Annotated in this window: 16 protein-coding genes and 1 pseudogene; 8 read left to right on the plus strand and 9 right to left on the minus strand. The window is 55.8% G+C overall.

The genetic code is table 11. The features are described 5' to 3' along the window. Positions 1-902 precede the first annotated feature (902 nt). Entirely contained in the window at positions 903-1,790 is an 888-nt protein-coding gene (locus tag GRAN_RS06870; RefSeq protein ID WP_128912191.1) for a hypothetical protein, read from the plus strand. On the opposite strand, the gene GRAN_RS06875 is transcribed toward GRAN_RS06870, so the two are convergent. From GRAN_RS06875 to GRAN_RS06885, 3 genes are all read right to left on the minus strand, one after another. Beyond that, on the minus strand, positions 1,780-2,544 hold the full coding sequence (locus GRAN_RS06875; protein WP_128912192.1) for a DUF899 domain-containing protein: 765 nt from the start codon (positions 2,542-2,544) through the stop codon (positions 1,780-1,782). The two genes, GRAN_RS06870 and GRAN_RS06875, sit on opposite strands and share 11 nt — an antisense overlap. Before the next feature lie 126 nt (positions 2,545-2,670). Next, a complete protein-coding gene (locus GRAN_RS06880; RefSeq protein ID WP_128912193.1) occupies positions 2,671-3,135 on the minus strand; it encodes an SRPBCC family protein in 465 nt (154 codons plus the stop codon). Between the two features lie 9 nt (positions 3,136-3,144). Continuing rightward, a complete protein-coding gene (locus tag GRAN_RS06885; protein WP_128912194.1) occupies positions 3,145-3,510 on the minus strand; it encodes an ArsR/SmtB family transcription factor in 366 nt (121 codons plus the stop codon). 1,023 nt (positions 3,511-4,533) lie between these two features. Between GRAN_RS06885 and GRAN_RS26950 the strand changes: the two genes are divergently transcribed. Continuing rightward, the gene (locus tag GRAN_RS26950; protein ID WP_128912195.1) at positions 4,534-4,959 is read left to right on the plus strand and encodes a class I SAM-dependent methyltransferase; all 426 of its coding nucleotides are present in this window, start codon (positions 4,534-4,536) and stop codon (positions 4,957-4,959) included. A gap of 847 nt (positions 4,960-5,806) precedes the next feature. Here the strand turns inward: GRAN_RS26950 and GRAN_RS06895 are convergent. After that, entirely contained in the window at positions 5,807-6,208 is a 402-nt protein-coding gene (locus GRAN_RS06895; RefSeq protein ID WP_241654483.1) for a GNAT family N-acetyltransferase, read from the minus strand. Here GRAN_RS06895 and GRAN_RS26080 point away from each other — a divergent pair. Further along, complete coding sequence (locus GRAN_RS26080; RefSeq protein WP_241654499.1) at positions 6,143-6,340, plus strand: hypothetical protein; 198 nt, start codon at positions 6,143-6,145, stop codon at positions 6,338-6,340. The two genes, GRAN_RS06895 and GRAN_RS26080, sit on opposite strands and share 66 nt — an antisense overlap. A 184-nt stretch (positions 6,341-6,524) precedes the next feature. Here the strand turns inward: GRAN_RS26080 and GRAN_RS06900 are convergent, their stop codons facing one another. Continuing rightward, a complete protein-coding gene (locus GRAN_RS06900) occupies positions 6,525-7,742 on the minus strand; it encodes an acyltransferase family protein (RefSeq protein ID WP_128912197.1) in 1,218 nt (405 codons plus the stop codon). A 40-nt stretch (positions 7,743-7,782) separates the two neighbouring features. Here GRAN_RS06900 and GRAN_RS06905 point away from each other — a divergent pair, with 40 nt between their 5' ends. Both GRAN_RS06905 and GRAN_RS06910 read left to right on the plus strand, forming a co-directional pair. Continuing rightward, the gene (locus tag GRAN_RS06905) at positions 7,783-8,940 is read left to right on the plus strand and encodes a sensor histidine kinase (RefSeq protein WP_128912198.1); all 1,158 of its coding nucleotides are present in this window, start codon (positions 7,783-7,785) and stop codon (positions 8,938-8,940) included. Further along, positions 8,937-9,638 carry a LytR/AlgR family response regulator transcription factor gene (locus GRAN_RS06910; RefSeq protein ID WP_128912199.1) on the plus strand — a complete coding sequence of 234 codons (702 nt, stop codon included), beginning with the start codon at positions 8,937-8,939 and terminating at the stop codon, positions 9,636-9,638. The genes GRAN_RS06905 and GRAN_RS06910 overlap by 4 nt, the downstream gene beginning before the upstream one ends. A 247-nt stretch (positions 9,639-9,885) precedes the next feature. On the opposite strand, the gene GRAN_RS06915 is transcribed toward GRAN_RS06910, so the two are convergent. From GRAN_RS06915 to GRAN_RS06925, 3 genes are read right to left on the minus strand one after another with little or no spacing between them, the layout of a single operon-like run. Further along, positions 9,886-10,242: a nuclear transport factor 2 family protein gene (locus GRAN_RS06915; RefSeq protein WP_128912200.1), complete on the minus strand. Its 357-nt coding sequence runs from the start codon at positions 10,240-10,242 to the stop codon at positions 9,886-9,888. 33 nt (positions 10,243-10,275) lie between these two features. Continuing rightward, entirely contained in the window at positions 10,276-10,737 is a 462-nt protein-coding gene (locus GRAN_RS06920; protein ID WP_128912201.1) for a nuclear transport factor 2 family protein, read from the minus strand. Between the two features lie 23 nt (positions 10,738-10,760). Next, positions 10,761-11,234 carry a MauE/DoxX family redox-associated membrane protein gene (locus tag GRAN_RS06925; RefSeq protein ID WP_128912202.1) on the minus strand — a complete coding sequence of 158 codons (474 nt, stop codon included), beginning with the start codon at positions 11,232-11,234 and terminating at the stop codon, positions 10,761-10,763. Between the two features lie 559 nt (positions 11,235-11,793). Between GRAN_RS06925 and pdxR the strand changes: the two genes are divergently transcribed. Continuing rightward, positions 11,794-13,284: a MocR-like pyridoxine biosynthesis transcription factor PdxR gene (pdxR, locus tag GRAN_RS06930; protein ID WP_128912203.1), complete on the plus strand. Its 1,491-nt coding sequence runs from the start codon at positions 11,794-11,796 to the stop codon at positions 13,282-13,284. 215 nt (positions 13,285-13,499) lie between these two features. After that, positions 13,500-14,321 (plus strand): annotated as a pseudogene (locus GRAN_RS06935) (Tn3 family transposase); the annotation flags it as partial. A gap of 1,009 nt (positions 14,322-15,330) precedes the next feature. Here the strand turns inward: GRAN_RS06935 and GRAN_RS06940 are convergent. Beyond that, on the minus strand, positions 15,331-15,681 hold the full coding sequence (locus GRAN_RS06940) for a hypothetical protein (RefSeq protein ID WP_128912204.1): 351 nt from the start codon (positions 15,679-15,681) through the stop codon (positions 15,331-15,333). 194 nt (positions 15,682-15,875) lie between these two features. Here GRAN_RS06940 and GRAN_RS06945 point away from each other — a divergent pair, with 194 nt between their 5' ends. After that, complete coding sequence (locus GRAN_RS06945; protein ID WP_128912205.1) at positions 15,876-16,061, plus strand: hypothetical protein; 186 nt, start codon at positions 15,876-15,878, stop codon at positions 16,059-16,061. The last annotated feature ends 168 nt before the right edge of the window (positions 16,062-16,229 follow it).

The raw sequence follows: 16,229 nt of genomic DNA on the forward strand, positions 1-16,229 counted from the left end.
ATGGGATTGTGGTGTCGCAATTTCCTAAGCTCACCCTCAGTGAGAAGGTTCAAAGTTTTTCAAATAAAAATCCGGATGCTGTCCTCGCGCAGAGCTATCTTACCAATGGGGCTTTGTATTCGGCGCAAATCGAAGGCGGAAAGAACAACGGCTCCGGGCTGCGGATCGATTCACAAGCACTGATGGAGACCTGCGGGTTACAAACGAGAAACTCTACGGGAATGTTCTCGATAACCGGATCTTCGGCGCACAGGGTACTGGAAAGACGCTCAAGGCTTTGTCCGTCCCGGACAATACAAGCTGCCAGCTGCGTCGGGTCTCGACGCAAGCGTCCAGGATCTCTTCTATTTGTATGCGGCCCATGCCGGGACCATGGGAAGCGCATTAGGTCATGCGCCCGGGTTCTTCAAGGCGGTACGAATTCACCGTTTCATCGACGCTATAGTTCGTTCGTCAGATTCGGGGCGGACCGAGTTCGTCAAATGAAAATTATCTCTCCCTCTTTGTCCATCAATGCCTCCAAATCATCTCAGAGGTGGTCTGGTGCTGTGAACCGGCGCAATTCATCACGACTTGAAGAGAGAACCGCCATGATTTCACTTCTCCTGCATGTTTTCATAGCCGCCCTTTTCTTGGTAGCACCCGTTGAGTTCTCCGCAGAGACTACCGTCACCATACATACAGGAGAAGACAAACCACGATTAAGGCACTTCAAAACCAGGCCCTTAGTAGGGAGGAGGCCAAAGCGGTAGCGATGATGTACGGCAACCAGGCTGTCATTCGGAAGCTTCAGAAATTCAAGATACCCGCGACCGCTCAAAGCTTCGCGGACGCCCTCTACTCGGCAGCTCATGGGCAAACGGCCCACGGTCTAGCAGAGCTAGGCCATCGGATTCGATCAAGTGAAGCCCAAAATACCCAAACTTACCGCGCTGCTCGACGCAATCCAGGCAAATACGGCGAACTTTCAAAAGCCCATTGAAAGCCGCATCGCCTTATTCACATCACCGAAGGCGGACAGTCATCTCGATGGTTATGTTGTTGCCTCTAGAGATGGAGGTGGTTATGCCTTTGGTGATACCTCATTCTTTCTCAACATTGGCGTCGTCGACGACCTTGTAGTCGCGAGAAGTACGACCGTCCATGAGATGTATCACGCGGTTCAAGGATTTTATGCGGCAGAGCGCCGGGCAAAAATCAACCAAGCTACGACTTCATCAATGGCATCCTGTTTGAATTCGGAGCACTTGTTCGCAGATCTCTACGAAGAGGGCTCCGCGAGGTATGTGGAAGATTTCGCGCTTTTGGAACAGTCTCACTCGCAGGCAGCCAAGCAAATGCTCTCAGACATCCGCGACGGAGTTGCCAATGCAGAAGATGGTTCTACGCTGTTGGACATGTCGGTCACGTCCTTGACAGCCTCACAGCCTCTTCCTTATGACGACGTGTACGCAGTCGGATTTCTCGGACACGGGTTGCGCTTGGTAGTCGTTCACCAAACGGAGCCGACGGTTCGTGAGCAGGCGAGGTACGTGGAGGCGAAGCGGGTGCTATCGCCACGATGGTATGTAGCAGCGCGAGCCGGTTATACGCACGTGCGGCCAGACGATACGGACTGGAACTTCGAGGTGGTTGCGGGGTTGAGGCCGAACCGGCTCCAGATCATTAAGTCTGGTCACGAGCTGTATCGCGAGGGCGGCGACGACGTGGAGTACGACCACAAGGTGACGGCGCAGCTGGTGAGCACGATCAAGCTCTTCTCGCACGCGGGTAATGCAGTCATAGCTTGAGTTCGACCATGGCGCTGTCGACGACATCGTGCCATTTGGCGTCCTTGTTGCCGTAGGTGTCGTGCCAGCTCCACCACTTGTAACGTGGGGTTTTGGGGTAGCCCTCGGGTGAGTCTTCCCAGTCTTCCTGGCGGCCGAGCGGGGTGATGTCGAGATAGCTCCAGAGGCTGCCCATGGCTTCGTCGCCGCGGTTGTTGATGAAGTACGTGCGGAAGATGCGGTCGTTCTCGTCGCGGAAGAAGACGTTGTGGCCGTGCCATTGGTCTACACCGAAGTCGATGTCGTAGTCGCTGGTGATGGTGTACCAGGGAATCTTCTGCCAGCCCATGCGGTCCTTGAGGCGGGCGATGTTCTCCTGCGAGCCTCGGGAGGCGTAGGCGAGGGTGGTGTCGCGCTGATGAAGATGGGAGAGGTGCGAGACCTGGTCGGCTCCGAGGGAGCAGCCGACGCAGGCGTGATCGGGCCAGCCGTGGACGTCGGGATCGAAGAAGGCGCGGTAGAGGACCAGCTGGCGACGGCCCTCGAAGAGATCGAGGAGCGAAAGGGTGCCCTGTGGACCTTCGAAGGTGTAGGGCTTTTCGACGGCGACCCAGGGCATGCGACGGCGGGCGGCGGCTAGAGCGTCGCGGGAGCGGGTGAGTTCCTTCTCTTTGACCAGCAGCTCTTCCCACGACTTCTGCCACTCCTGGGGTGAGACTACCGGAGGCTTCTTCATGTTTGCGATCTGCTCATTGCTTGGCTGGCTGTTGGTCATGCTTCCCTCTTTGTTCGGGTTTTTTGCTGTTACAGAATTTGGTGACGACGAGTAAAGAGAGGCCGCCGGTGGAGACGGCGCCGGCCGCGATCCATAGGCTGGTGGCCATGCAGAAGGGGCACATGGCTATCTCTCTGCCCGGTTTGCCGCTCGTTCGGCGGCGGCTGCTTGGATGCGATCGATGAGTTGGCCCCAGCCGGATTCGACGCCGCGATCCGACTCGCCGATCCAGCCCATGGCGCGGTGAATGAAACGCATGTGGGTGAGGCCGTCGACCTCGGTGAGACGGTACTGGACGTTGGAGACGGCGGGCGTGGACATGAAAAGCGGGCCGGAGATCTCGAGCAGCAAGGGCGATTTGATGGCCTGGACGTGGCCCCAAAAGTGGCCGGTGTCGTTGCCGAGATCGCGGTACCATCGGCCACCAGGCCACGCTTCGAGCACCATCGGCATGGGCTTTTCGGGTGTGGAGTTCAGCGGACCCATCTGCTCGAGGATGGTCTCGAAGACGATGTCGATGGGGGCTGCGATCTCCTCTTGGCGGACGATCTCGAAGGCTTGAACGACGCCTTCCTTCACGATGGCTGGCATGGGTTCTCCTTACTTCTCTGGGGTGTCTTCGAAGCGGATTAAGCGTTCAAGGGCCCTGCGTTCGGAGCGAAGTTTGATCTGGTCGATCTGGTGGTTCCAATGGCGTTCGAAGGTCTTCATCCACTCGCGGACCGGCTTCAGGCCTTCGGGGTTGAGGCGGTACATGCGGTGCTGACCGCGTGTGGATGCCGAGACTACGCCAGCTTTGCGCAGGATGGCAAGGTGTTTGGAGACGGCGGGCTGAGGAAGGTTGATGCGGAGGATGATCTCGTTGACGGCGTACTCGTGACCGTCCGAGAGGATGGCGATGACGTCGCGTCGTCGGGGTTCGGCGATGGCGGCGAAGACGTCAGCGGGATGGGCGATTTGGGGCACGGGGTTAATATATGCCAATCATGGAATATATCAAGGAAGAAATTCATTGCCGATTTGGTGGTGCCCGGGGCTAGGTAGTGTCTGACGCCGGAACGCTAGCCCAGAGACGATCTTTCCGTCAGCTTTGAACGGTAGGCAAGACGACGAGGCGGATAGTTCCCTTCCTGTTTCATCTTCCGCATTTCGTAATCATTCCACGGCCATCCCTCCCCTCGCTCGATGAGCTGCACGAGCTAGCGATCCGAGAGCTGCCACACAACGCTAGAACCCCCCAGCGCCGAATGTTGGTTCTATGCTCTTCAAGGTGTTCCGTAGAGATATTCCCCCGCGCCAAGAGCTTTTCTACCTCCTCGGCGGTGTCGTGCAATAGCCAAGGACCAATGCGCGCGCGACCGTCAGGGGCAATGAAATGTACCGCCAATCGCTCGAAGAGACGTTTACCAGAACACGGTTTCGAGATTCAGCAATCACTCATAGATCGTAACCAGATCGTCCAGCGTCACTGGAAACAGACATCCTTGGCCCCTACTTCACCTCGTATGTGACTTATTGTCCTCTCCTTGGGAACTTGGACGTGCAGCTAACTAATTCGATCAATTAGCTTTTGAATCGTGACCAAGGCAGCAGACAGGTTCTCCTGTTCAACCTTCTCCAGGCGCCGTACCTGCTCGGCGAGGAATCGGACCCGACGAGCGCTTCAAAATCCCATCGCACCTCACTGCATCCGCCACGACAGCGGCTTCCTTCAAACGACCCTATCAAACTGCCCCGACAGTCTCCTCAGCACGTCCAGCTTCGTGCGCGGGGCAGCCCTGATAGGGTTCTACCGTTTGTCGGGACGTGAGCGCGACGGACCAAATGCCTTCATTCGTATTTCTTATGTTCCTTGAGAATTGCATCAAGCCTGCTTATATTCGGTGATGTGAGCTTATCGACTGAGCACGCCTTTTCTTCTACTGCTGGCCTTTATGATTCGAACCGCTCCCGACTCATTCCGGGCTTTGAGGCCTTTATCGCTGGGCCGTGGATTTGGTACCCGCTAACGCTACTACTGAGATTCTCAACTTGGGCGCTGGGACTGGGCTGCTTACATCCCTCGTGAGAACACGTTTTCCGGATGCCAGTTTTCACCTCATCGAACTTTCGGCAGCCATGCTCGACAAAGCTAAGGAACGGTTCGCAGGTGACCAGCGAGCCACCTTCGAGGTCGGAGCCTATTCAGTTGGAACTATTCGAGGCCGGTATCACGCCGTTGTTTCAGCACTTTCCATTCATCACCTCAAGGATGATGCAAAGCGCACTCTGTTTGAGACGATCAGGAACATTCTCCCGCCAGGAGGCGTGTTCGTGAATGCCGAACAGGTTCTTGGCTCCACGCCCGCGCTGGAGAAACGATACAAAAGAGAATGGCTCCACAAAGTTAAGGCGCTTGGAGCTACAGAACAGTAAATCAACGATTCGCTCTTTCGACAGCAGGAAGATCATTGTGCTTCCGTTGAAGACCAGATGACCTGGATGCGTGCAGCAGGCTTTGCTGACGTGGATTGCTGGTGCAAAGACGGACGGTTCGCAACCCTCGCTGGTACCAGATCTCACTAGAGGCGGCCTGGATAGGTATTGATATGTCGGCTTCGCGTCAGTAATAATTTGGAGCTGGAGTGGGGCATGAAACAAGCTTGGCGACGAGCCTCTCATGGCCGGCGATGCCGTCCTCCACGGCCGGCGGTTCGTCTTCGTTTAGCGGAATCTCTTGAGTAAGTCGTAGCAGGTTGGCTTTCGCTTCAATGCTCTGTGCCTTGCTGGACTGCTATGGCACGTAGAAGTCGCAACGAGCACAAGCCATTCGATGCAGGCCTTGATCGAAGAAGTCGTAAGAGCAGTAGCCGTGGCCGAGATCGTAGAGCTTCCATGGCTCGTCCGGCGAGCTTCCGCGTCGAACGGCATCCCGATCGATAAGGACCTCGACGGCCCGGAGGTTTCGGGCGAAGTAGCCAGCGTCCTGGTAAGACTTGGCCAGCTTTGTTGGCGTGATCTTTGTGTAATGGCGCGTCGATTCGGAGAGCTGTGGCCGAGCCTCTCCTGCAGTTCGAACAGGTTCAACACGGCACGGGTCTCGTGCCACGGACGTCCGCGGTTATCTTCGCGACGAGCCGGACGAAGCACCGGCTCAACCAACACCCACTGTTCTTCGGTCAACTCCCAACGTCCAGTCATGGCCGAACGCGGAGCCGCTCAGAGCATCTCCAGAATGCAACAGATCACAGCCCTTGGGTATTTATGAGACTGGGTTCTAGCCTTATGTTAATCTTCCCGATTCAAACGAGAAGAGGAGCCCATGTCTACCATCCTTATCAACATAGACAGACGGGGCGGGCTCGCGAGTAAAGTCTGAGATCGCACGCTCCCAGAACAAGAGCGCCGAGGAATTAGATTCCATCACGCGAACCTCCCAGGGACCTGGGAAGCGCTTCCAAATCGCATGCGCAGCGTGCGTCCCAATTCCATGCCTTCGATAGCGGCGAAGAACAAAGAATTCCGCCATATCCCAGACTGCTCCGTTCCCAGAGAGTTCTGAACCCCTTTTCACCAAAGCCAGTCCTGCTAGCTTCCCATCGACCCTGATCAGGAATGAATGTCGATCGAGTTCGCTCCAATAGAGCGGGAGCGATTCATAGCCGAACCGTCCATCCTCACCGATGTCTACCCGGCAAAATTTGCTGAAATCGTGCGAATAGAGTTCAAGAAGATTCAGAAGGATCGACGCATGCTCGAATTGGGCCGGTTGAAGCTCGACACGCGCGAATTGTTTGTTTGCAACAGTCACGGCTAGAGTAGTCCCAGTCTATTATCGTTCTCCCACTTCGATCTGAGACCGATACGGTCTGTTACTTCCAGAGCTAATCTACGAGCGCCTCCGGCCTATTATCGTCAAATTAGATCTCGCTGTCCGCGATGTATCGCTTTTGGAGATACAAGGAAACCGCAGAGCCGGAGGCCGGCCATTTGCCAACATATCAAAGGATGTTCTTAAGCTTGGGTATTCGTAAGAGACATTGCGCGGTCAGCCAACTGAGCAGTGTCGTGGTAAGGAATACGAACAGGAACTTAAGTGCAGCAGGGATTGGTCGGTAGAGCAGTAGCCGCTGCATCCAGGTGATGTAGACGTAATGCACTAGGTACATCACATAGGCGCTCTTGCTGAGCGAGAGCATCCATGAACGTGCTTGTAAAGATGCTCCGCGAAAGAAGGCGAGAAAGCCGACTGAACTCATCACACAGCTCCCCACCCAGAGCGTCGCTTCGATCGCTCCTTGGGTCAAGGTTGAAAGTCCGTGCAGGAGAGGGCACTTGGGAACGAACCATAGTGCGTTATAGGCGAGGATGCAGGCTGCGACCCAAAGCGGCCAGTGTCGCGCGAGGCTGCCTTCGCGAGAGAGGATGCCGTCGTTGAGCCCGGTTCCTCCGATCAAGAATCCAAAGAGAAACCAGAGGGCGTAGAGCCCAATGCGGGAGACTTGAAATGACAAGGGAGATGTCAGGAATTGGCTCCAGGTTCCAAATCCATACATTTTGAGCATTGGCAGGTACGTAATCGCCGACAAGACAAAGGCTCCGCAGACTGCCGCAATCGTGTGCCTTCTCAAACTCCGCATAGAGCGCTCTGCCAAAGGCACCGCGAGCTGGAAGGGCGCCAGGGCTAGGGCGAGGACAACATCGAAGAAAAGCAGAACCCAGACGAACCAAGGCGGCCCGGCGGCGAAGCCAGCCAGAGCCAGCCGCTCATAGAAATCGAAAAAACCGGCATTCCTGTCGGAGAGTTGCCACGAAGCGTAATACGCAATCGGCATTAGCAGGGTGACTGCGAAGACGAACGGGACACCGAGCCGGAGGAGACGATCGCGGAGGAATCGAAGCGTACCGTGCTTGCGCAGAGCGGGATAGACGAAGAGTCCTGAGACAAGAAACATCAGCGACATGAAAAATACGTCGTTGAAGTTCTCCGCATAGTCGAAGAACGCCCACCTCGTCGTATCGACGATTGGGGCGGTCGACAGGAAAATGTGCTCTCGATTGAAATGAGCCCAACTCGTGTACGCAAGCGAGCTGTGGTGGGCTAGGACCAGCAACGTAAGCGTTGTGCGCAGATAGTCGATAGAGAGATCCCGACCTCCCGGAGCACTGGAGACAATCTCGACCTTTGAATCTTCGCGCAGCTCCTGGGCCAGTGCCATGAAAGGATTCTGCAGGTTCGCGCGCCCGTAATCCACGACGTTGGGACGAACCACCTGTTTTCAGGGACGAAGCGGGTGGTTTTGGTCGAGAGCGCTGGTTACTTACGACTATGCTGAAAGCTGGTTCTGCAGGTTATTTGGAATTTGTTCATGTTCCCCGGCTCGGTCGATGATGCGAATCCGGCTCTACCTCTTTCTCTATTTCACCGGCACCGTCCTGTTGCAGTTTGCCTACCGGAGCCTCGACCGGCTCGCGCGAGGGTCGGCAAGCGACTGGCAGGTCATCGTCGTGGAGCAGGCAACCGGTGTCTACGGCACGGCAGTCTTGCTTCCGTTGCTGCTTTGGGGATATCGACGGGTTCCGTTCTGGCGCTCGATCTTTCCCTGTCTCGAGCACGCTCTCCTGCTCGTTCTGTTTTCCATACTGCATACCTCATGGAACTGGGGCACGCGCATCTTACTTTTCCGTTTGTTTGGTCTGGGTGGTTACGACTACGGAAAGATGCCGCTGCGGTATCTGATGGAGTTTCCTGCGGACATCATCACCTATGTCCTGGCGGCCGGTGCCTACCTGGTCTATCGGAATTGGATGAGGAGCCGTGCGATTGAGTCGGAACTGGCGATGGCACGACTCGATGGCCTGACGCGTCAGTTGCAGCCGCACTTCCTATTCAACGCGTTGAATGCTGTCTCAGGGCTGATGTATGAAGATGTGGATCGGGCCGACCTAATGCTGGAACGCATTTGCACGTTTCTTCGCTCGACGATACGCTTGCCAGACTCGCCCTTGAACTCAATTGCCAACGAACTGCTGCTCGCACGGCAATATCTGGAGATCATGCAGACCCGCTTTGAGAGTAAGCTCGCTTATTCCATTCAATGCGATCCCAAAGCAGAAGCGATTCAAATTCCCACGTTGCTGCTTCAACCGTTGATCGAAAATGCGGTGAAGTATGGACACGATCCCGGTTCCGGGGACCTGAACATACAGATCGACATTGAGCTCTCGGACCGAAGAATTGAGATCAGGATTCGAGACCACGGATCCGGGCTTTCGCCGGTCTGGGAGGGCGAAGAGGGCCAGGGTCTCACGAACACAAAGCGACGTCTGGCGAGCTACTACGGTGGTGCGGCGGTGTTTCGGCTGAGCGCCCATGCTGAGGGTGGCGCGATCTCAGAGCTGGAGATACCGGCATGATCCGGGTCTTCGTGGTGGAAGACGAACCTCCTGCACTCCGCAAGGTGAAGCGGCTGCTGGAGGCGGAGCGTGATCTAATTCTCTGTGGTTCTGCCGGGTCATGTGCAGAGGCCATTGCTGCTATTCGCCGGACACAGCCTGAACTGTTGCTGCTGGATATTCTTCTGCCGGATGGATCAGGATTCGAGGTGTTGCAAGGTATTGGCGATCTGCCGAAAATTCTGCCGATCTTTCTGACCGCTCTAGAGGCGCATGCGCTCGAAGCATTTGAGGTCGCAGCAATTGATTACCTGGTCAAGCCTGTGGCGCAAGAACGGTTTTCTCAGGCCATCCAGCGTGCACGCGAACGGCTATGGGGATTTACCTTGGCGAGTGGCCCCACGTACACGAGACGTTTCCTGGTGGAACGCCTGCGTCTGGCATACATGCTCCCGGTGGACAGCATTGAATGGATCGGCGCTGATCGCAACTACGCGCGTCTCTTTAGCAGCAAGGGAGAGTTTGTTCTGCGCACGACGATGGATCGATTACAGCAGCAGCTTGATCCTGCGGTCTTCGCCCGCGTCAGCAGGAGCTCGATGGTGCGGCTGGATGCAATCGAGGAGTTGCGTGTACGAGCGGATGGAAGCTATCTGGCGCGACTCAAGAGCGGTACACACGTGGCCTGTTCAAAAACATACTGGGAACCAGGCCAGTGAGCCGCCAACTGTACTAAGTTGTTGCCAAATCACCAATGCCCTCAGCGAGTTTTTAGATCCTCTTTTCGCGCATGATAATGTGCGTTGCCATTCGTAAACTTGGGCGGCTTCTAGTCGATTGAGGAAGTTTAGTCCGTGAAAAGCGGCACGGCGATGGCCACCGGACCAGGTTTCTCAAAGCACAGGATGTCATCAGGGCTTGCGGAAGTCTGCAATACAGAGTCGCTCAATGACACTAACTTTCAGGCTACTTCTCGAAGGGCCGCGCGTCGAAGAAGAGTTCAATACGAGCGATGAGGTTGTCCTTGAGTGAGATAAGCGCTAAAGAGCGGATGACTCCGAAGGGCTCGCCAAAGTCGACATCATAATTCACGACGGCTTGATCCCCGGAGCCGAAGCTAACGTTCACGCGCAGGCTCTTCAGAAGGCCCGCGAATCTCATGACAGCCTGGAGGACCGATTCTTTACCTTCTGCGTTCCCGAGCGGCCCGATCAAACGGACATCATGGTGCAGTAGTGTGGCTACGCTCTCGGATTCTTTTTTGCTCACCGCCTCGTAGTAGGCACCGGCGATGGTTACGCTTTCTTCTCGCACGACTTCCATAATGCAATTCCTCTCCTGCTTTTAGAACAGCGGTTATTTGGTTGAGTCAGTGTGCCAACCGGGGTTGATCCACTGACTGTTCTGACGCACGAAGATCTCGCTCGCACGGCCGGTGAAGACTGAGCGCCTGCCTTGTAATTCGGTCTCAACGAGATAGTCGCTCCACACGATGGCTACATCGCCGAAGTGCTGAACCTCGGTATGTGGAAATTCGAGTCGGATCAGTCGGTTCCCGCCGGAACGGAAATCTGCAGCGGATTGAAAGACCTCGGCCTGATGCTTCCATTTCTCTTCACCGCCGCTTATCACGATGGTGCCTGGTGGTACCAGGGCTTTGAGAGTCTTTTCATCGTCTGAGAACCACGCGCGCCAGACGGCATCGCGTACCTGCAGCAGTTGGGTATCATTATGGGGCTGACCATTGAGTTTTGCGCTGCTCGCGCCAGCGATCAAGAGCCCAATGATGAGGGTGAGGCGAATTGGCTTCAATTCCATATCTGTTTCTCCTTATCGGATAGTCACAGCCTGTTCGCGGCGTTCCGACGTGCGTGCAATGACAGCAGGACCGCCGCTCCTGACGCAGAAAAGACCGAGTAATCCAAGGGTGACTTGATACCGAATGAGATTGCCATCGCGGTACCAAACATGACCAGCAGAGCGGCAGCCGCGAGTGATATTGAGCGCGGCCAGAATCCCAGGATCAAGAGGATTCCGAGGCCTGCTTCCGCGGCGGTGGCCGCCCAGGCAAGCGATGGAATGAGTGCCGAAGGTAGGAACGCGAGCACTTGGCCGGTGTATTGGATGAAACCAGCAAAGTGCCTAAGGTCGAGGCTTTTGTCCCAGAGCCCAAACCGCGAAGCAACAGCTGAGAGGAAGGCGGCGCCTAGCGCAGTGCGGGAATAGAGAGCGGCGTACCGCTCCCAATTGAAGTCGCTCACCCTCCTCTCGCCTGGTAACGCCTGAGCCGGTGCGGTCGGCAAAGTGTTCTCCATGGCTATTTCTCTCCCGGCGTTGTTGCGGATGACAGGTCCGAACTGAGCGCAGCGTCGTGGTCGCAAACGAAGAATGCAAGAAAGCTTGCCGGCTCTGTCCGGCTTGCGTTCTCGGAAACGAGATGAACGGCGTAGGGCGGTTCATAGAAACTTTCACCCATTCTGGCGATTGTTTGGAGCTGTCCCTTAACCTGGGTGCGAATCGACCCCTGGTCACATAGCCGATGACGGGACAGGGATGACTATGAGGCATCGATGATTCGCCGGGGCCATAGTTGACTTCAAGCACCGTCGTCTTCAGTCGATTGCCATCAAGTACCGGCAAAGGATGAGAAAACGCAACTCTTGCGCGTGCCTTAGGCCCAACGGGAGCGGCTCCACTCTTCGCTTGTGCAAGAGCGATTTGGCCCAGTGCAGCGACAGAAACCAGAATTGCCATGCGTCCGAACAATACCTTGAACCCTGTTTCACTCAATGACGGGCTCCTTTCTGTATGGAGATTAAATGCTATTGGTACATTCACAAGTGCCATTTATGATATTTGAGGTAGGCCATTATCATGCCCAAATTGTCGTCTGCATCCGAACTCACAATCGCGGAACGAGATACCAAAGTTCCCGCGTACAAGTGGCTCTACGCAGCTCTGCGGGACGAGATCGTGAAGGGCCGACTTCGTCCGGGCGCAAGACTGCCAGCGACACGGGAGTTGGCTAAACAGTACGGTCTCGCGCGCGGCACCATTATGAACAGTTTCGATCAACTCAAGGCCGAGGGATATCTCGATGCCGGCGTGGGATCCGGTACCTACGTAAGCAGTGTCCTTCCCGACGAGCTACTCGAAGTGGGCGCCAAGGGCGGAACGAAGCCGACGGCGATCGAAAGGGCGGAGCGAAGGAGGTCGACTTATGCGCAGCGTGTCGATCTCTTTCCCAACCTTGAACTTCGCCCCAGCCGTGCATTCCGAACGAACTTGCCTGCGTTGGATCTCTTTCCCACCACATTATGGGCGCAAGTCGCATCTAGCCGTCTGCGACGTGTCTCTATGAATCTCCTGTTGGGCTGCGATGCGATGGGCTACCAGCCACTTCGTGAGGCTGTGGCTTCGTATCTGACGCCCTCGCGTGGTGTGCATTGTGTCCCCGAACAGGTGGCCATCGTTTCCGGTGTTCAGGAGTCACTCGATCTTGTGGCACGATTGCTGCTGAATCCGGGAGATCGGGTCTGCATGGAGGATCCTGGATATCCAGGTGCGGCAGCGGCCTTCAAGGCTGCCTGCACCAGGGTGTCGCTTGCACCTACAGATGACAGCGGCATGACGCTGCACAAGCAGGCACTGCGCGGAACGCGGCTGGTTTACGTCACGCCGGGCCATCAATTTCCATTGGGAATGACAATGAGCCTTCCACGGCGTTTGCAGTTGCTGGAGTGGGCTGCAAAATCGCGGGCAATGATTCTCGAGGATGATTACGACAGCGAGTTCCGGTACTCAGGGCGTCCCGTACCGTCCTTACAGGGACTCGATCAGCACGGAGTCGTTCTCTTCACCGGTAGCTTCAGCAAGGTGCTGTTTCCATCTCTGAGATTGGGGTATCTCGTGATCCCGCCCGACCTCGTCGATTCGGTCTCTGCACTCATCTCGATCACCCAACGGCACGCGCCGCTGCTCGAACAAGCGGTGCTTTGTGACTTCATCACCGAAGGACATTTCGGCCGGCATCTGCGGCGCATGCGCCAAGTCTATGCGGAACGACGGTCTGTTCTGCAGGAGAGTGCGGCGAAGCACCTCGCTGGGCTGCTTGAAATCACAGGTGTCGAAGCCGGCCTGCAGACGGCAGCCTGGTTATGTGGTAGGTTGACCGGCGAAGCTGCAGCTGCTGCGGCGGCAAAGAGAAAGGTGGAGGTCACTCCCCTCAGCCGATACTGCCAGGGCAGGAACCTGCGCGAGGGACTACACCTGGGGTTTGCCGCGGTGAGCGCGAGAGAGATTCGCAGCGGAATCAAAGACCTCGCAATCGCGCTCGAGAATATTCCGATTGAGAAGAGCTTGTAGTTTTCAAAGTTATCTGTCGTAGGCTTTCAGAGCTATTTGTCGTGAGCTCACTTCATGTTGGAACTAACCGAGCTTCGGAGGAACCGCGCGCCAGCAGATCAAGGCGGGGTTCCGCTTGGTAGAGCCGCATTTTGTGCATGGTCAAAAACTCCGCCAGCCACGGCCGTTCCGCCATCAGAGCAAAACCTACCTCAGTGGCTAGCCGCATCCCTAACGGCGGCCGCGGCGTCATGATCTATTGGCACGTCGACCGCAAATTCGCTTGTATCTACTCACAGCTCAAGCGGTGCTCCTCCTCCGAAGTCGCGGCCATGATCGAAGGCGTCCTCCGGCACTGCACCGACATGGAGGTGCAGAGGTAGTACACCGACAGCCACGGCCAGAGCGAAGTGGCCTTCGCCTTCTGCAGGCTTCTGGGCTTCGAGCTGTTGCCCCGGCTGAAGGCCATCGCAACGCAACGGCTCTACCGGCCGGATGATTCGACCGAGTACCCCGGCCTTGCGCCGGTCCTGTCGCGGACGATCAACTGGGAGCTGATCGCGCAACAGTACGACCAAATGGTCAAGTATGCGACTGCGCTGAAACTGGGCACCGCCGACACCGGAGACATCCTGCGCCGCTTCCGCCGCGCCAATGTGCAGCATCCCGTCTACAAAGCGCTCGCGGAGTTGGGAAAGGCGACCAAGACCATCTTCCTCTGTCGCTACCTGCACTCGCTGGAGTTGCGTCGAGAGATCCACGAAGGTCTGAACGTTATCGAAAACTGGAACAACGTCAACGACTTCATCTTCTTCGGCAAAGGCGGCGAGAGGGCTACCAACCGGATCGACGATCAGGAGATCGGGATGCTCTGTCTCCATCTGATCCAACTGTCGCTCGTCTACATCAATACCCTCATGATCCAACAGGTACTGGCCGAAACCGCCTGGAGCGGCCGCCTCAACACAGACGACCGGCGAGGCATCACTCCTATGACCCACAGTCACATCAATCCCTATGGCAGTTTCCGGCTTGACCTCACCACCCGCTTACCTCTCGACCCGCCGCGTTTCGGGCCGCAATCGGTCGGAGCCCAGCTCCTGCTCGGCTACGATCAACTGACCGGATGACAGATTGCCCCTGGTGACAGCAATGTTGGGTCTACCCCGCTCTGGCATTTCCACGGCTCCATCTTAGGCTTTGCCTTCAAAATAGTGTCATTACAGCCGTGTGGAATGCGTAATTGCAAAGTTGGAAACGCGGCCAGGACTCACCCGCTATCCTTCAGTCAGTCTGCGGGCTAAAGACCAACGCCTTCCGTTCATGGACCCACCACAACCAAACGTCACGAATAAGCTGTAGTATACGAAACCGCAGTGTATCTGAATGCAAAGACAAGGCCGGTCTCCGATTAGACGTTTCTGGTTCAATCGTTTTAGACTCGTTGTAACGATTGACTCCGAGTAAGGTGCGGGCTATCGGCAGGCTCTGCTAGTGGTGCGTGTTAAAACTCCCGCCGCTCGATCGCTTTGACTGCTATCCTCAGCAGAATTGCGGAGATGACCAACGTTACCCCCACAGCACTGGCTGGGAAAGGCCAAGTCAGCAATGCAGTACGTTCATTCGTGTAGCGAAATCCCATCATCAATCCCCAAGGGTTGTAAGGGTGAAGTCGTTCATTTTTGAACGAAAGAGCCAAAGTTGCTATGAGGCCGAAGGCCAACAGCGGTGCCGTATACTCGCCATCAATAACAGAAGACACGAGAAATGCGGTCGACAGAAAGAGAGATGACTCTTGCGGCGTCGGCTACCTTACAAAACGCTCATCGGAAACCCTTATGAAAGGCCGATCCATGCTCAGACAAAAAGCCGATGGTTCGTTCAATTCGATCTGCCTGATTTGCCTGCAAACGGTTTAGCGGCTCAATGGGAACAAGAGCGCGGGTGGTGCGCATGAAGCCAACAAAGCGCATGTGTGCGATCGCGAGACGTTGCTGCAAAACGATAAGCGGCAAAGACAGCGTATGAACTGAATCGAGCACCTGTTGCGGAAGCTGTCCAGCGACTCTAGGGGATGGCGACAAGGGTTCTTAGGGCCTTGAGCAAGGCATCCGGCCCGTTCCAGACATCTACTGTCGGAACGTCCCCGGAAATGAATCCGTCGTGCTTATTTGCGTTCAAAACGAGTGTTTTTATCCCGTGTGGCAGCATTTTTACCTTGAGCAACAGAGCTTCATCTTCTTGGGCAGAAACGGTGTGGCAGAGAATGAGCGCATCGGCGGGTCCAGCCTCAATGAGCTTCTCTACCTCCTCGCGAGTGTAGGCACAAAGGACGTCGAATCCCGCGCTTCGCACGAGTTCGCCCCGGATATCTAGCAAGGATTTGTCGTGTCCATAGTTCAAAATTCGCCGCTTCATCGAGTCGTACCCCGCGCGAACTATATGATCCGCAGCCTAGTAACATACCTGCTTTTTTTCATTTAGTCAGTACGCTCGCTGACGGATAAGGATCATCCTAGAGCATGCGTTCTTGAAGTCCGAAGCCCGAAAATGTAGGCATAACCGGCTCCCTATCCAACCGATCTTCAGCATTCCTCATCGGATTGATCAGTATGTTGAACCAACCAACAAACCGTTCGGCGTCTCTGAGCGAGATCAATAACACGCTCGAAATCGTCGTCAACCTAATCTATCTCGCCAAGGCATCCGTCGAGGATTCGGCGAAGGTCATCGAGTATCTGAAGCAGGCCGAACGCCTCGCGTTGCAACTCGGTAAAGAGCTACAACTCGAATCGTAGCCCAACTCCATCCTTGTTGCTCCGCATCCCTGTCGATTAGTGATTCCCATTGCCCTTAGTGGCAGCAATATTGCTGTCACCAGGGCCAATCAGCTAGGTCTAACAGTGTCGGCCGAGGCTCGACAAACGTGTCTATGCTGCAAGGCTTTCGCATAAACTGAGTACCTG

Source organism: Granulicella sibirica (assembly GCF_004115155.1).
Classification (GTDB): Bacteria; Acidobacteriota; Terriglobia; order Terriglobales; family Acidobacteriaceae; genus Edaphobacter; species Edaphobacter sibiricus.

Coding starts and splice junctions, on each gene's coding strand:
- GRAN_RS06875 (WP_128912192.1), bottom strand. CDS start 2,544: ATGACCAACAGCCAGCCAAGCAATGAGCAGATCGCAAACATGAAGAAG.
- GRAN_RS06880 (WP_128912193.1), bottom strand. CDS start 3,135: ATGCCAGCCATCGTGAAGGAAGGCGTCGTTCAAGCCTTCGAGATCGTC.
- GRAN_RS26080 (WP_241654499.1), top strand. CDS start 6,143: ATGTCGATCGAGTTCGCTCCAATAGAGCGGGAGCGATTCATAGCCGAA.
- GRAN_RS06900 (WP_128912197.1), bottom strand. CDS start 7,742: ATGGCACTGGCCCAGGAGCTGCGCGAAGATTCAAAGGTCGAGATTGTC.
- GRAN_RS06910 (WP_128912199.1), top strand. CDS start 8,937: ATGATCCGGGTCTTCGTGGTGGAAGACGAACCTCCTGCACTCCGCAAG.
- GRAN_RS06915 (WP_128912200.1), bottom strand. CDS start 10,242: ATGGAAGTCGTGCGAGAAGAAAGCGTAACCATCGCCGGTGCCTACTAC.
- GRAN_RS06920 (WP_128912201.1), bottom strand. CDS start 10,737: ATGGAATTGAAGCCAATTCGCCTCACCCTCATCATTGGGCTCTTGATC.
- GRAN_RS06925 (WP_128912202.1), bottom strand. CDS start 11,234: ATGGAGAACACTTTGCCGACCGCACCGGCTCAGGCGTTACCAGGCGAG.
- pdxR (WP_128912203.1), top strand. CDS start 11,794: ATGCCCAAATTGTCGTCTGCATCCGAACTCACAATCGCGGAACGAGAT.
- GRAN_RS06940 (WP_128912204.1), bottom strand. CDS start 15,681: ATGAAGCGGCGAATTTTGAACTATGGACACGACAAATCCTTGCTAGAT.
- GRAN_RS06945 (WP_128912205.1), top strand. CDS start 15,876: ATGTTGAACCAACCAACAAACCGTTCGGCGTCTCTGAGCGAGATCAAT.